At 45.2% G+C, this 14,035-nt stretch carries 14 protein-coding genes; 12 read left to right on the forward strand and 2 right to left on the reverse strand.

Going from position 1 to position 14,035, the window contains the following annotated elements:
* The 6 genes from OCV77_RS15185 to OCV77_RS15210 form a co-directional block, all read left to right on the forward strand.
* On the forward strand, positions 1-978 hold a 978-nt coding region (locus OCV77_RS15185; protein WP_262575859.1), incomplete at its 5' end, for a virulence-associated E family protein.
* Between the two features lie 241 nt (positions 979-1,219).
* Positions 1,220-1,453 (forward strand): excisionase, encoded by a 234-nt coding sequence (locus tag OCV77_RS15190; RefSeq protein WP_004612442.1) that lies wholly within the window; start codon positions 1,220-1,222, stop codon positions 1,451-1,453.
* Between the two features lie 110 nt (positions 1,454-1,563).
* Entirely contained in the window at positions 1,564-2,763 is a 1,200-nt protein-coding gene (locus tag OCV77_RS15195; protein ID WP_262575860.1) for a site-specific integrase, read from the forward strand.
* Between the two features lie 185 nt (positions 2,764-2,948).
* Complete coding sequence (locus OCV77_RS15200) at positions 2,949-3,428, forward strand: low molecular weight protein-tyrosine-phosphatase (protein ID WP_262575861.1); 480 nt, start codon at positions 2,949-2,951, stop codon at positions 3,426-3,428.
* A 216-nt stretch (positions 3,429-3,644) separates the two neighbouring features.
* Complete coding sequence (locus tag OCV77_RS15205) at positions 3,645-4,898, forward strand: methyl-accepting chemotaxis protein (protein WP_262575863.1); 1,254 nt, start codon at positions 3,645-3,647, stop codon at positions 4,896-4,898.
* A gap of 2 nt (positions 4,899-4,900) precedes the next feature.
* A complete protein-coding gene (locus OCV77_RS15210; RefSeq protein ID WP_262575864.1) occupies positions 4,901-5,539 on the forward strand; it encodes a thiamine diphosphokinase in 639 nt (212 codons plus the stop codon).
* On the opposite strand, the gene OCV77_RS15215 is transcribed toward OCV77_RS15210, so the two are convergent.
* Entirely contained in the window at positions 5,512-6,864 is a 1,353-nt protein-coding gene (locus tag OCV77_RS15215) for a polysaccharide biosynthesis protein (protein ID WP_262575866.1), read from the reverse strand. The two genes, OCV77_RS15210 and OCV77_RS15215, sit on opposite strands and share 28 nt — an antisense overlap.
* Before the next feature lie 140 nt (positions 6,865-7,004).
* Here OCV77_RS15215 and nifS point away from each other — a divergent pair, with 140 nt between their 5' ends.
* The 3 genes from nifS to mnmA are packed head-to-tail and all read left to right on the forward strand — an operon-like array spanning position 7,005 to position 9,721.
* Complete coding sequence (gene nifS, locus OCV77_RS15220) at positions 7,005-8,201, forward strand: cysteine desulfurase NifS (protein WP_262575883.1); 1,197 nt, start codon at positions 7,005-7,007, stop codon at positions 8,199-8,201.
* Complete coding sequence (gene nifU, locus OCV77_RS15225; RefSeq protein ID WP_118799310.1) at positions 8,191-8,634, forward strand: Fe-S cluster assembly scaffold protein NifU; 444 nt, start codon at positions 8,191-8,193, stop codon at positions 8,632-8,634. The genes nifS and nifU overlap by 11 nt, the downstream gene beginning before the upstream one ends.
* Positions 8,635-8,641: 7 nt before the next feature.
* Positions 8,642-9,721 (forward strand): tRNA 2-thiouridine(34) synthase MnmA, encoded by a 1,080-nt coding sequence (gene mnmA, locus OCV77_RS15230; RefSeq protein WP_262575867.1) that lies wholly within the window; start codon positions 8,642-8,644, stop codon positions 9,719-9,721.
* Positions 9,722-9,732: 11 nt separating this feature from the next.
* Here the strand turns inward: mnmA and OCV77_RS15235 are convergent, their stop codons facing one another.
* A complete protein-coding gene (locus OCV77_RS15235; RefSeq protein ID WP_262575868.1) occupies positions 9,733-10,551 on the reverse strand; it encodes a histidinol-phosphatase HisJ family protein in 819 nt (272 codons plus the stop codon).
* Between the two features lie 269 nt (positions 10,552-10,820).
* Here OCV77_RS15235 and gap point away from each other — a divergent pair, with 269 nt between their 5' ends.
* The 3 genes from gap to tpiA all read left to right on the forward strand — a co-directional run bounded on the left by gap (position 10,821) and on the right by tpiA (position 13,976).
* Positions 10,821-11,849: a type I glyceraldehyde-3-phosphate dehydrogenase gene (gene gap / locus OCV77_RS15240; RefSeq protein WP_118799307.1), complete on the forward strand. Its 1,029-nt coding sequence runs from the start codon at positions 10,821-10,823 to the stop codon at positions 11,847-11,849.
* A 105-nt stretch (positions 11,850-11,954) separates the two neighbouring features.
* Complete coding sequence (locus OCV77_RS15245; protein ID WP_118799306.1) at positions 11,955-13,178, forward strand: phosphoglycerate kinase; 1,224 nt, start codon at positions 11,955-11,957, stop codon at positions 13,176-13,178.
* 51 nt (positions 13,179-13,229) lie between these two features.
* Entirely contained in the window at positions 13,230-13,976 is a 747-nt protein-coding gene (gene tpiA / locus OCV77_RS15250; protein ID WP_118799305.1) for a triose-phosphate isomerase, read from the forward strand.
* Positions 13,977-14,035 lie beyond the last annotated feature (59 nt).

Here is a 14,035-nt window from a genome sequence, read left to right on the forward strand (position 1 = left end):
GGGACAGAGCGAATCCGCTTCTGCCTACGGCACTTTCTGGGAGCTGACGCAGATGATTACACCTATGAAGCGTTGAAGCTGTTCCTGCTGGGTGCAATCTCACGAGCCTTTCAGCCGGGGTGCAAGTTTGAAATCATGCTCTGTCTGGTTGGAGGTCAGGGGGCTGGCAAGTCCACCTTCTTCCGTCTGCTGGCAGTCCGGGATGAGTGGTTCTCCGATGATTTGCGGAAGCTGGACGATGACAATGTGTACCGCAAGCTGCAAGGTCACTGGATTATTGAAATGTCAGAAATGATGGCAACCGCCAATGCCAAGAGCATTGAGGAAATCAAGTCATTTTTAAGCCGGCAGAAAGAGGTCTACAAGATACCTTATGAAACCCACCCGGCAGACCGCCCCCGTCAGTGCGTGTTTGGCGGCACTTCCAATGCCCTTGACTTCCTGCCCCTTGACCGTTCCGGCAACCGTCGCTTTATTCCCGTCATGGTGTACCCGGAGCAAGCCGAGGTTCACATTTTGGAGGACGAAGCTGCTTCCAGAGCCTATATCGAGCAGATGTGGGCGGAAGCGATGGAGATTTACCGAAGCGGCAGGTTCAAGCTGGCTTTCAGCCCCACCATGCAGCGGTATCTCAAAGAACACCAGCGGGATTTTATGCCGGAGGACACCAAAGCCGGAATGATACAGGCGTATCTTGATAAGTACACCGGGAACATGGTTTGCTCCAAGCAGCTCTACAAGGAAGCCTTGAACCATGCCTTTGACGAGCCGAAGCAATGGGAAATCCGGGAAATCAACGAGATTATGAACCAGTGCATTACTGGCTGGCGGTACTTCCCGAACCCAAGAATGTTTTCAGAATATGGCAGACAAAAGGGCTGGGAGCGTGAAAACCCGGCAATGGACTCCGGCAACCCGTCTGAAAAAACGATGGACGGTTTTGTGGAGGTCACAGAACAGATGGAGCTTCCATTCTGAAAATGACAGCCCGTTGCATCTCCTGTTGCTATCCCGTTGCCGAGCCGGTTGCCGGGGAAAACCCCGAAACTATCAGCTTTTCTCCCTTATAACAACCAAAACAACAGAAAAATAAAAGAAAAGTATAAATAGTAAGTAGTGCCAGATTGAGATTGTTTGCAAGGTCTTTTGAAGCCCGTTGCCGGACTTCGTTGCCGACACCCTCTGTCTGGCTATTTTCATGTATGGAGGATAACTGCCTATGGCGAATAATAAGATGAATATTGAAGGAAAAAATTACTCGGATGTTCCGGTGTGGCGTAGATATACGCTTACCATTGAGGAAGCAGCCAGATATTATCATATCGGCGAAGGAAAATTGAGAACGCTTATTGACACACATCCCAATGAGGATTTTTATGTGATGAACGGCAATCGTGCCCTCATTAAGCGTGAGAAATTTGAGAGGTATCTGGATCAGGCTACTGCTGTGTAAACAGAGCTGACAGATTTACCGATTTCACATGATATAACTATGCGGAGAGCTGGATTTGTGCTATGATAAGAGCGCAAGTCTGGCTCTCTTTTTTGAAAGGAGAGTTCACGATGAGTGAGAAAAGACGAGATAACCGTAATCGGATTTTGCGAGAGGGCGAGTACCAGCGTAAAGATGGGAGGTATCGGTTCCGCTATATTGATGAGGACGGAAAAGAGAAAAATGTATACAGTTGGCGTTTGGACAAGAATGACCCAATGCCAAAAGGGAAGAAGCGGGAGCCTTCCCTGCGTGAGAAAGAAAAACAGGTTGAAGCGGATTTGTTTGACCGTATCGTAACAAACGGCGGCAACTATACTGTTTTGGAACTGGTAGAAAAATATGTTTCATTGAAAACAGGAGTTCGTCACAATACGGTTGCCGGATATAAAACGGTCATCAATATGCTGAAAAAAGAGAGTTTTGGGAATCTGCGAATTGATAAGGTGCGTTTGTCAGATGCAAAGGCATGGTTGATTAAGCTCCAGCAGATTGATGGACGGGGATACAGTTCCATTCATTCTATCCGGGGAGTTCTAAGACCGGCATTTCAGATGGCAGTCGATGATGACCTGCTTCGTAAAAATCCATTTGAATTTGAGCTTGCATCCGTCATTGTCAATGATTCTGTTACCAGAGAAGCGATTACCCGAAAGCAGCAGAGAGATTTGCTGAAGTTTATTCAGGAGGATAAGCATTTCAGCAGATACTATGATGCAATCTATATTCTTTTTCACACAGGGCTTCGTATTTCAGAGTTCTGTGGGCTGACGATTTCGGAGATTGAGTTTGGAGAAATGTGTATTAAGGTAGACCATCAGTTACAGCGTACTGCACAGATGCAGTATGTAATTGAAGAACCAAAAACTGACAAAGGTATTCGCTATGTGCCGATGACGGAAGCTGTCGCAGCGTGTTTTCGCAGAATTATTGCCAACCGAAAGACACCAAAGGTTGAACCGATGGTGGAAGGATACGTTGGATTTTTATTTCTGGATAAAAACGATATGCCGATGGTTGCCCTTCACTGGGAAAAGTATCTGGAGCATATCATTCAGAAATACAACAGGATTTACCGTATCCAGATGCCGAAAGTTACCCCTCATGTATGCAGGCACACCTTTTGCTCTAATATGGCAAAATCCGGGATGAATCCGAAAACCTTGCAGTATATCATGGGTCACGCAGACATCAGTGTAACCTTGAACACTTACACCCATGTGAATTTTGATGATGCAAAGGAAGAAGTATATCGGATAGCGAATAGTTAAAAAAGCCCGTTGGTAAGGACGCTTGCTTTACCAATGGATTTACCAAGATTGCAGGGAAAAACATAAGAAAATATGAGAAGATTTGAGAAGATACCTTGAAAAGAAAGGAAAACTCAAAAGTCGGAAAACCCTGAAATATCAAGCGTTTGAGAAGAAATACAAGACTTAAATGGAGATATAAAAAGATGATTAGAGTATTATTTATTTGCCACGGCAACATCTGCCGTTCTCCAATGGCAGAATTCATTTTAAAGGACATGGTTAATAATCTCGGGCTATCAGATCAGTTTGAGATCGCCTCAGCGGCCACCAGCGCAGAAGAAATTTGGAATGGCATTGGCAATCCGGTTTATCCACCGGCAAGGACGGAATTGGCGAAGCACGGAATCTACTGCGAGGGCAAGCGGGCGGTTCAGATGAAAGCATCTGATTATGATAAATATGATTATCTGATCGGAATGGATTCCATGAATATCCGGAATATGGAACGGATTACGGGGCATAAGAAAGGAGATAAGATATACAAGCTTCTGGAATTTGCCGGATTGGAGGCGGACTGCAGAGACCCCTGGTACACATCGAGATTTGATGAAACATATAGAGATGTGGTGACGGGGTGTACAGCTTTTTTGGAGTGCCTGCAAAAGGAAGGAAAGATCTGCTGACAGGCTGGAGCATTCAGAGGAATAACTGAAGAAAATGCACGTTAGTAATTGGGGAGTAATTGGAGAGTGCTCAAAAACCGTTGGTCATTTCAATGTGATTATGCTATAATAAGAACGATTTCGGGATCAAAATCTGGAAATCAGTGAAATGCATATCTGATTTTAAAAGGTTGATCTGTGAACAAACGTTAATATGTCAGGGTGGAGGTTATAGCATTGAAAGGAAAGGATAGTTTTGCACAGAAGTTAAAGAAGATTTTTATGTTGCTGATCGGGGTATGCTGTGTATCAGAATTATATGCGATTCTCGGTATGGCAGGGGTTGGTAATAAGGTGATCAATATTATTGTTCATGGCCTTTTGTTGATCATAAATATTGTGATTGCAGTGAAGGGATATGGTGTTCTGACCAGGAAATTATTTGCGCCCATTGCTGAGATGGGAGAGGCTGTGAACAGTCTGGCTGAAGGAAAGCTGGACGCAGAGATTACATATAATGAAGACAATGAACTTGGAAAGCTCGCTGAAAGCTTCCGGAGAGCATTTGATAATCTGCGGACAGTGATCGGTGATCTGACAGAGATCCTTGGAGAATTTGCTAAGGGTAATTTTAATGTCAGGAGCAAGCACAAGGAGGCTTATGTTGGAAGCTATGCCATCGTGCTTGAAGAACTTGTGAACCTTGTGAAAGAATTCAGTGATACTATGGGAGATATTGATGCAGCAGCCGAGCAGGTGTCTGCGGGATCCCATGACTTGGCATCCAGCTCTCAGGAACTGGCACAGGGAGCGACAGATCAGGCAGCTGTAGTAGAAGAATTGCTTGCAACTGTTACTGAAGTAACTAGTCAGGTAGTAAGGAATACAGAAACTACGGACAAGGTACATGAGAATGCTAAGATCATCGGTGAACAGGCACAGATAAGTAAGCAGAAGATGGCAGAGCTGACAGCAGCCATGGAGAAGATCAAGGAGACTTCCGGCAAGATTGAAGAGATCATTGCAGATATTGAGGAAATTGCATCCCAGACGAATCTCCTTTCCCTGAATGCAGCGATCGAAGCGGCGAGAGCGGGAGAGGCTGGCAAGGGCTTCGCAGTTGTGGCAGACCAGATCCGCAAGCTGTCAGAAGACAGCTCTGCAAGTGCAGTTACCACGAAGAAACTGATTGATGAAGCAATCAGCGAAGTAAAGAGTGGCAATGATATTACCGCAGATACCGCAGAGGCACTGAATAAGGTGAGCGACGAGATGGACAAGCTGGTAGATGCAGTTGCCACGATCAGAACAGCTTCTGATAAGCAGGCTGCTTCTGTGAAGGAGATTGAGCAGAGCGTCAACCAGATCAGCGGTGTGATCCAGAACAATTCTGCAGCAGCGGAGGAAACCTCTGCAACCAGCCAGGAGCTGTCAGCGCAGTCGGTTACATTGAAGGGACTGGTAGAAAAGTTTCAGTTAAGAGAGGATTAATTTTGCAGCAGAAAATATGTTATATCATAGGAGCCGGCGAATGCAGCCGGCTCTTGTTACCTCTGAAAAAGGAAGATTTTGTCATAGCTGTGGACGGAGGCTATGAGTATGTGAAGAATGGCAGGGTAGACCTGGCAATCGGTGATTTTGATTCCCTGCATTATATTCCGGAATGTAAAGAAAAAGTCGTACTGCAGCCGGAAAAGGATGATACGGATACGCTTTCCGGCATCAAAGAAGGGCTGAAAAGAGGTTACCGGTATTTTTATCTATATGGCGGTCTTGGTGGAAGAGTGGATCACAGCTATGCTAATGTGCAGTGCCTTTCTTATCTGCAGAAGCATGGTGCCAGAGGCTGGCTGATAGGAAAGAAACAGGTGATCACAATGATCAGCGGAGGAGAAAAGATTTGTTTTCCCGAAGGAGCAGACGGTTATGTATCTGTTTTTTCTTACGGGGAAAAGGCAGAAGGTGTGACTCTGCAGAACCTGAAATATGAAATAGCAGATGCGGTTCTTTCTGATAACTTCCCGATAGGAGTCAGTAATGAATTTACCGGACAGGCAGCATCGGTATCAGTAAAAAGAGGACGTATTCTTGTAATATATGATAATCAGTGGAAGCCGGGAGCACTTCCATAATCACGTACCGCATACAGGCAGAGCAGGGTCTGGACAAGCTGGCTTGCCAGAAGTCCAAGGAGGTAACCATTAATTCCCATTACAGGAATCAGGAAAAAGACGAAGAACAGACGGACCAGCAGGCTGATCATGCTGTACAGAAAGGTCAGACCTGTTTTGCCAAGACCATTCAGGATGCTGCTCAGGGTAGATGCAATATACATTAAAGGACAGAGAAATCCGAGAACGCTGATGAAGCGGCCGGCAGCTTCGTTCTGATAGAGAAGATTTCCAAGAAAAGAGCCGCCAAGGAAAAAGATCAGAGTAAAGACGCTGCCCAGAAGAAAACCATATTTGACAGATTTTTGAATCGCCTTTTCTACTATATGTTGATTGCCGGTGGCATCAGCTTCCGAAACGACAGGGAGAAGCAGGACGCAGACAGAGCCTGTAATGGCACTTGGAAACAGAATCAGTGGCAGGGACATACCGGTCAGAACACCGTAGATACTGAGAGCCGCCTGATGAGCATATCCGTATCTCAGGAGCTGCGCCGGGATGAAAACAGCTTCTACACTCATCAGAAAATTGATGATCACACGGTTGGCAGATAGTGGAATGGACAGATGAAGCATATCAGAAAGAGCGCGGTGCAGATGGACAGGCACATTTGAAGAGGCAGATGATGTATTCAATTTTCCAGAGAAGTGAGCCCAGGCAGCGATCAGGGACACCAGCATAGAAGCACATTCACCAATGACCAGACCAATGACAGCAAAGCTGATTGTTGGAGAGTATCCTCTTTTCTGACATAGGGTATAGATCACATAAACACTGCCAACCCGCATGAGCTGTTCGGAGAGCTGACAGATCGAAGGGATGCCGGTTTTTTTAATCCCGTAGAAATAACCGTTGATGCAGGAATGAACGGCAGCCATGGGAATGGAAAGAGCGATAATGCGGAGAAGAGGAGCAGTCCTGTCTTCCATAAGAAAGCGTACGGCGATCTGTTCTGAAAAGCAGTAAACAAAGCCAGCACACAGAATGGAGAGCGCAAGGGAAAGAGTAAGACCGGAGAATAAATAAACAAAAGAATACCGATAATCTCTGGTAGAGGTTTCTCTTGCCACAAACTTGGAGATGGCGGTCTGGATCCCGGCAGCAGAAAGAGCAAAGGTGAGTGCGAGCACAGGGGCAGTAAGCTGATAGATCCCCATACCTTCTGCTCCAAAGACCCTTGACAGAAAGATACGGTAAAAAAAGCCGATAAACCGGCTGACAAAGCCGGTGATGGTTAAAACGACCGTCCCGAAAACCAGAGGATTTTTCAGTGAGAAATAGCGCATGAAAGGATATCATCTCCTGCAGGTGTTAATGCTAATATATGCAGAGTGGGAAATTGACAGAACAGTGAAGAAATGGTATATTGTTGCGAGACGACCTACTTGATTACTAGGGCAAACAGAGAAAGGATTTGATGATCAAAATGAATAAGCTGATCTATCTTGATAATGCAGCAACGACCAAAACCGCACAAGAAGCGGTGGATGCCATGCTGCCCTATTTTACAGAGTATTATGGAAATGCCAGCAGCATTTATTCTCTTGGAGCAGAGAGTAAAAAAGCCATGACAGAGGCCAGAGAGGAGATTGCAGGGAGCATTGGTGCATCGGCACAGGAGATCTACTTTACAGCAGGTGGCTCCGAATCTGACAACTGGGCATTAGTTGCGACTGCAGAGGCTTATGAGAGCAAAGGAAAGCACATTATTACCTCGAAGATCGAGCATCATGCGATTCTGCATACCTGCGAATATCTGGAAAAAAGAGGATTTTCCATTACCTATATTGATGTAGATGAAAATGGGGTACTTAAACTGGATGAGCTGAAAAAGGCAATCCGTCCGGATACGATCCTGATCTCTGTGATGTTTGCAAATAATGAGATCGGAACGATTCAACCTATTAAGGAGATCGGAGAAATTGCCAGAGAGCACGGCATTCTGTTCCATACGGATGCAGTACAGGCCTATGGACATGTGCAGACAAGAGTGGATGAACTTCCCATCGACATGATGTCTGCCAGCGGACATAAGATCAATGGTCCCAAGGGTATTGGTTTCTTATATATCAGAAAAGGTGTTAAGATCCGTTCCTTTGTACATGGCGGAGCACAGGAGAGAAGCCGCCGTGCCGGTACAGAGAATATTCCAGGTATTGTCGGACTTGCTGCTGCAGTAAAGAAGAACTTTGCCAATATGGAAGAGCGTAACAGGAAAGAGACAGAGCTTCGTGATTATCTGATCGAAAGAATAGAGAAGGAAATTCCCTACTGTAGACTGAATGGACACAGAACAGACAGACTGCCGAACAATGTAAACTTCAGCTTTCAGTTCATTGAGGGAGAATCCCTGCTGATCATGCTGGATATGAAAGGAATCTGTGCTTCGAGCGGTTCAGCCTGTACATCAGGTTCGCTGGATCCCTCCCATGTCCTTCTGGCGATAGGACTGCCTCACGAGATCGCACATGGATCCCTGCGCATGACGTTAAGTGAGGAGAATACAAAGGAAGAAATTGATTTTGTGGCAGATGAACTGAAGGGAATTGTGGAGAGACTCCGCAGTATGTCACCGCTTTACGAAGACTTTATTAAGAAAGAGGAAAAGAAGCATGTACAGTGAAAAGGTAATGGACCATTTTAATAACCCGAGAAATGTGGGCGAGATTGAGAATGCCAGCGGTGTAGGTACTGTTGGAAATGCAAAATGCGGCGATATTATGCGTATCTATCTGGATATTGATGACAATCAGATCATCAGGGATTGCAAATTCAAGACATTCGGCTGCGGTGCAGCTGTAGCGACCAGCAGCATGGCAACTGAGCTTGTTAAGGGTAAGAGTATTAAAGAAGCCATGGAAGTGACTAATAAGGCGGTTATGGAAGCACTTGACGGACTTCCGCCGGTTAAGGTGCACTGTTCCCTGCTGGCAGAAGAGGCGATTCATGCAGCACTCTGGGACTATGCAGAAAAGAACCACATAACCATCGAAGGTCTTTCCAAACCCAAGTCAGATATCCATGAGGGCGAGGAAGCGGAAGAGGAAGAGTATTAAAGCTTTTATGAAAAAGAAGGTTGTAGTTGGAATGTCGGGCGGCGTAGATTCATCTGTAGCCGCCCTGCTTTTAAAAGAACAGGGATATGATGTGGTCGGTGTGACCATGCAGATCTGGCAGGATGAAGAGCAGGCACTGAAAGAGGAACACGGCGGATGCTGCGGACTCTCAGCAGTTGAGGATGCCAGAAGAGTGGCACAGGTACTGGATATTCCCTATTATGTGATGAATTTCAAGCAGGAGTTCAGGGAAAAGGTCATGGACTATTTTACCTGTGAATATCTGCAGGGAAGGACACCAAACCCCTGTATTGCCTGTAACCGTTATGTGAAGTGGGAGTCCCTCTTGCAGAGAAGTCTGGAGATTGGCGCAGATTATATCGCTACCGGTCATTATGCAAGGATTGAGCAGCTTCCGAATGGCAGGTATGCGATCCGCAATTCCGTAACGGCAAGGAAGGATCAGACCTATGCACTTTATAATCTGACCCAGGATCAGCTTTCCCATACGCTGATGCCGGTAGGGGCTTATCATAAGGATGAGATCCGGAAAATGGCAGTTGAAAATGATCTGCCAGTGGCCTATAAGCCGGACAGCCAGGATATCTGCTTTGTACCGGATGGAGATTATGCAGGTTTTATTGAAAGGGAAAGAAGAGGAAAGGTACCGGGAGAAGGAAACTTTGTTTTAAAGGACGGTACAGTGATCGGCAGACATCTCGGTATCACCCATTATACGATCGGACAGAGAAAAGGACTTGGCATTGCCATGGGACATCCGGTTTTTGTGACAGAAATCCGACCGGAGGCCAATGAAGTAGTAATTGGAGAAGCGGAAGATGTGATGACAGATCACCTGACCTGCAGCCATATCAACTACATGAGCATTCCGGATCTGACGGAGGAAAGGCGTGTATTTGCCAAGATCAGATATTCCCATCCGGGAGAATGGTGCCGGATAAGGAAAGCAGGAGAAGACAGGATCTTCTGTGAATTTGAAAAGCCCGTCAGGGCGGTAACACCCGGACAGGCTGTCGTATTTTATGATGGAGAATATGTACTTGGAGGCGGCAGCATCGAAGGATGAGGCCGCCTTAATTACAGGCAGTGGAAATCGGCGATCCGGTTTTCAAAGGTAGTGTAATAACTGAAACCGCATTCACGCAGAACGTCAGCAGCCCTGTCAAAATCACCGGCGATAGCGGACGGGTCGTGAGCATCTGAACCGATCGTGATGATCTCACCGCCAAGCTGCTTATAGCGCTTTAAAACGCCTGTGCAGGGGTGAACATCCTTCATTCCTTTGCGGAGTCCAGCGGTATTTAATTCAATGCCACGTTCCATTTCCAGAAGACGGATCAGAATCTTATCGAAGATATCCTGATATTTTTCATAGCAGTAATCCTTATCCCTGCTTGCTCCATAGCGGACAACATAATCCAAATGACCGTAGACATCAAAATTGCTGAAGACATCCAGATTCTCAAGGATGGAAGAAAAATATTCCCGGTAGGCTTCTTCGTCACTGCGCCCCTCATAAAAGGACGGATAGTAGGGATCCCTTCCGTGGCAGATATGGGAAGAAGCTATGATGAAATCAAAAGGGTAGCTTCTGGAATACCGGTTCAGTTCCTTCTGGAGATGAGGCTGGATTCCGAGCTCCACACCAAAGAGGATCTGGATCTGATTTTCATATTTTTCTTTTAAGGTAGCCAGTTCATACAGGTAGGAATCGGTGTTTAATTCAAACATACCGGCTTCCTCGGGTTTTTCGTACACATAGTCCATATCCATATGTTCGGTAAAGCACATGGTAGTGAGCCCGAGAGAAATCCCCTTCTTTATCATGTCCTCCATGGGTGCCGTACTGTCGCCGGAATTGTGGGTGTGTAAATGATAGTCTGCGGTGATCGTCAAAGTAAATGACCTCCATTCTCTTCTTCTTAATCCCAAGTCTAGTGGATTTTCTAGGAAAATGCAATGAATCAGAAGAGAAAAGAGGGGGATTTATAAAAATTACATTAAATTTACAGGGAAACAGGAATATTTTTAAATTTACATCTTGCACTTTCCGGACAAATTAGGTAAAATAATCGTGCTGATAAAATTTTGTCAATCTATGGAAGATAAGTTTTCCTGGATGGCGAAATAATATAAAATTTATTCAATTTTAGGAGGAAACTAAAATGGCAGTAAAAGTAGCAATTAATGGTTTTGGCCGTATTGGTCGTCTGGCATTCAGACAGATGTTTGGTGCTGAAGGTTATGAAGTAGTTGCAATCAACGATTTAACAACACCTTCTATGTTAGCACACTTATTAAAATATGACTCTTCACAGGGCAGATATGTAGCTATCGGAGAAGAGGATCAGGTTACTGCTGATGACGAAGCTGGAACAATTACCGTTAAGGGTAAGACAATCAAGATCTACAAAGAGCCCGATGCAAACAATTGTCCTTGGGGCGAGATCGGTGTAGACGTTGTTCTTGAGTGTTCTGGATTCTATACCTCTAAGGCTAAGGCACAGGCTCATATCAATGCTGGTGCTAAGAAGGTTGTTATTTCCGCTCCTGCTGGAAATGATCTTCCTACAATCGTTTACAATGTAAACCACGAGACACTGACAAAGGATGACAAGATCATCTCTGCAGCTTCTTGTACAACAAACTGCTTAGCTCCTATGGCTAAGGCATTAAATGACCTTGCTCCTATCGAGTCTGGTATTATGTGCACAATCCACGCTTACACAGGCGATCAGATGATCCTTGACGGACCTCAGAGAAAGGGCGACAAGAGAAGAAGCCGTGCAGGCGCTGTAAATATCGTTCCCAACTCAACAGGTGCTGCTAAGGCAATCGGACTTGTTATTCCTGAACTGAACGGCAAGCTGATCGGTGCTGCACAGCGTGTTCCTACCCCTACAGGATCTACAACACTGTTATTCGCAGTAGTAGACAAGGCAGTTACCAAGGAAGAAGTTAACGCAGCTATGAAGGCTCAGGCTACAGAATCCTTCGGTTACAACGAAGAAGAAATCGTTTCTTCCGATATCGTTGGAATGAGATTCGGTTCCTTATTCGATGCTACACAGACAATGGTTAGCCCTCTTCCGGATGGAAAGACACAGGTAGAAGTTGTTTCTTGGTATGACAATGAGAACTCCTACACAAGCCAGATGGTTCGTACAATTAAGTACTTCGCTGAGTTAGGCTAATTCAGTTATAAGTATCTGAAAGAAAGACCTGTCTAAAGGTCCGGTCTTATGGACCGGACCTTTTTTGTACGGGATAATGCTTTAATAAATTTGGAGGATTGAATCATGGGATTAAATAAGAAATCAGTTGATGATATCAACGTAAAAGGCAAACGTGTCCTTGTAAGATGTGACTTCAACGTTCCTTTAAAGAATGGTGAGATTACAGATGAGACACGTATCGTAGCAGCTCTTCCTACAATCAACAAGCTGCTTGCAGATGGCGGAAAGGTAATCCTTTGCTCCCATCTTGGAAAGGTTAAGAATGGCCCTAACGAAGGAGAATCTCTTGCACCTGTAGCAAAGAGACTTTCTGAGAAACTTGGCAAGCCTGTAAACTTTGTAGCAGATTACAATGTAACAGGATCTGCTGCTACAGAGGCTGTTGCAGCTATGAAGGATGGCGATGTTGTTCTGCTTCAGAATACACGTTTCCGTGGTGCAGAGGAGACCAAGAACGGAGAAGAGTTCTCCAAGGAACTGGCTGACCTTTGTGATGATTATGTATGTGATGCTTTCGGATCTTCCCACAGAGCACATGCATCCGTAGCCGGTGTTACCAAGTTTGTTCGTGCTAAGGGTGGTTCCTGTGTAGTTGGTTATCTGATGCAGAAGGAAATCAACTTCCTTGGAAACGCAGTAGAGAATCCGGTAAGACCTTTCGTGGCAATCCTTGGTGGTGCTAAGGTTGCAGACAAGCTGAACGTTATCAATAACCTTCTTGAGAAGTGCGATACACTGATCATTGGTGGTGGTATGGCATTTACCTTCTTAAAGGCTAAAGGATATGAAATCGGTAAGTCTCTGGTTGATGATGAGAAGATTGATTACTGTAAGGAAATGATGGATAAGGCTGAGAAGCTCGGTAAGAAGCTGCTTCTTCCTATCGATACTACAGTAGCTGCAGAGTTCCCGAATCCTATCGATGCTCCTATTGAGGTAGAAGTAGTAGATGCTGACAAGATCCCTGCTGATAAGGAAGGTCTTGATATCGGAACCAAGACAGCAGCCCTCTATGCTGATGCTGTTAAGTCTGCTAAGACTGTTGTTTGGAACGGACCTATGGGTGTATTCGAGAACCCTACTCTTGCAAAGGGAACTATCGCAGTAGCTAAGGCTCTTGCAGAAACAGATGCAACTACAATCATTGGTGGTGGTGATTCGGCAGCAGCAGTTAACCAGCTTGGTTTCGCTGACAAGATGAGCCATATTTCAACTGGTGGTGGAGCTTCCCTTGAGTTCCTTGAAGGTAAGGAGCTTCCTGGTGTAGCAGCTGCTGACGACAAATAACCGAAAGCAACTTAGTGAATGCAATATTAAATTTAGAAAGAGGATAATAAAATGGCAAGAAGAAGAATTATTGCCGGCAACTGGAAGATGAACATGACTCCCAGCCAGGCAGTTGAGCTTTGCGCAACACTGAAAGATTTAGTAAAGAATGATGATGTAGATGTAGTATACTGCGTACCTGCAATCGATATCGTACCTGTAGCAGAAGCTATTAAAGGAACCAACGTTAAGTTAGGCGCTGAGAACTTCTATATCGAAGATAAGGGAGCTTTCACAGGTGAGATTTCTGCTCCTATGCTCAAGGATGCTGGTGTTGAATATATCATCATTGGACATTCTGAGAGAAGAGATATCTTCGGTGAGAACGACATCCTGATCAATGCTAAGGTTAAGAAGGCATTTGCTGCTGGACTTAAGCCGATTCTCTGCTGTGGTGAGTCCCTTGCACTTCGTAAGGCTGGCACATACAAGGAGTGGATCGCAAGACAGATCAAGTGGGATCTTACAGATGTAACTGCTGATCAGGTTAAAGAGCTTGTTATTGCTTACGAGCCTATCTGGGCTATCGGAACAGGTGAGACAGCTACAGCTGACCAGGCACAGGAAGTATGTAAGATGATCCGTGATGTTATTGCAGAAATGTATGATGCTCCTACAGCTGAAGCAGTTCGTATCCAGTATGGCGGATCCATGAATGCAGGTAATGCAGCAGAACTCCTTTCTAAGGATGACATCGATGGTGGTCTGATCGGTGGAGCAGCTCTTAAGCCTGACTTCGGAAAGATCGTTAACGCTTAATTAATGTGAAATGGATATTCTGGAAACAGAATCAAGGTATAACAAAAGAAAGAACTCTG

Origin of the sequence: Suilimivivens aceti, from assembly GCF_025567405.1 — a bacterium.
Taxonomy (GTDB): Bacteria; Bacillota; Clostridia; order Lachnospirales; family Lachnospiraceae; genus Suilimivivens; species Suilimivivens aceti.

What these genes read in the sequence shown, in the direction of transcription:
- OCV77_RS15245 (WP_118799306.1), top strand. Translation starts at nt 11,955, where the DNA reads ATGGGATTAAATAAGAAATCAGTTGATGATATCAACGTAAAAGGCAAA.
- OCV77_RS15190 (WP_004612442.1), top strand. Translation starts at nt 1,220, where the DNA reads ATGGCGAATAATAAGATGAATATTGAAGGAAAAAATTACTCGGATGTT.
- tpiA (WP_118799305.1), top strand. Translation starts at nt 13,230, where the DNA reads ATGGCAAGAAGAAGAATTATTGCCGGCAACTGGAAGATGAACATGACT.
- mnmA (WP_262575867.1), top strand. Translation starts at nt 8,642, where the DNA reads ATGAAAAAGAAGGTTGTAGTTGGAATGTCGGGCGGCGTAGATTCATCT.
- nifS (WP_262575883.1), top strand. Translation starts at nt 7,005, where the DNA reads ATGAATAAGCTGATCTATCTTGATAATGCAGCAACGACCAAAACCGCA.
- OCV77_RS15215 (WP_262575866.1), bottom strand. Translation starts at nt 6,864, where the DNA reads ATGCGCTATTTCTCACTGAAAAATCCTCTGGTTTTCGGGACGGTCGTT.
- OCV77_RS15195 (WP_262575860.1), top strand. Translation starts at nt 1,564, where the DNA reads ATGAGTGAGAAAAGACGAGATAACCGTAATCGGATTTTGCGAGAGGGC.
- OCV77_RS15200 (WP_262575861.1), top strand. Translation starts at nt 2,949, where the DNA reads ATGATTAGAGTATTATTTATTTGCCACGGCAACATCTGCCGTTCTCCA.
- nifU (WP_118799310.1), top strand. Translation starts at nt 8,191, where the DNA reads ATGTACAGTGAAAAGGTAATGGACCATTTTAATAACCCGAGAAATGTG.
- gap (WP_118799307.1), top strand. Translation starts at nt 10,821, where the DNA reads ATGGCAGTAAAAGTAGCAATTAATGGTTTTGGCCGTATTGGTCGTCTG.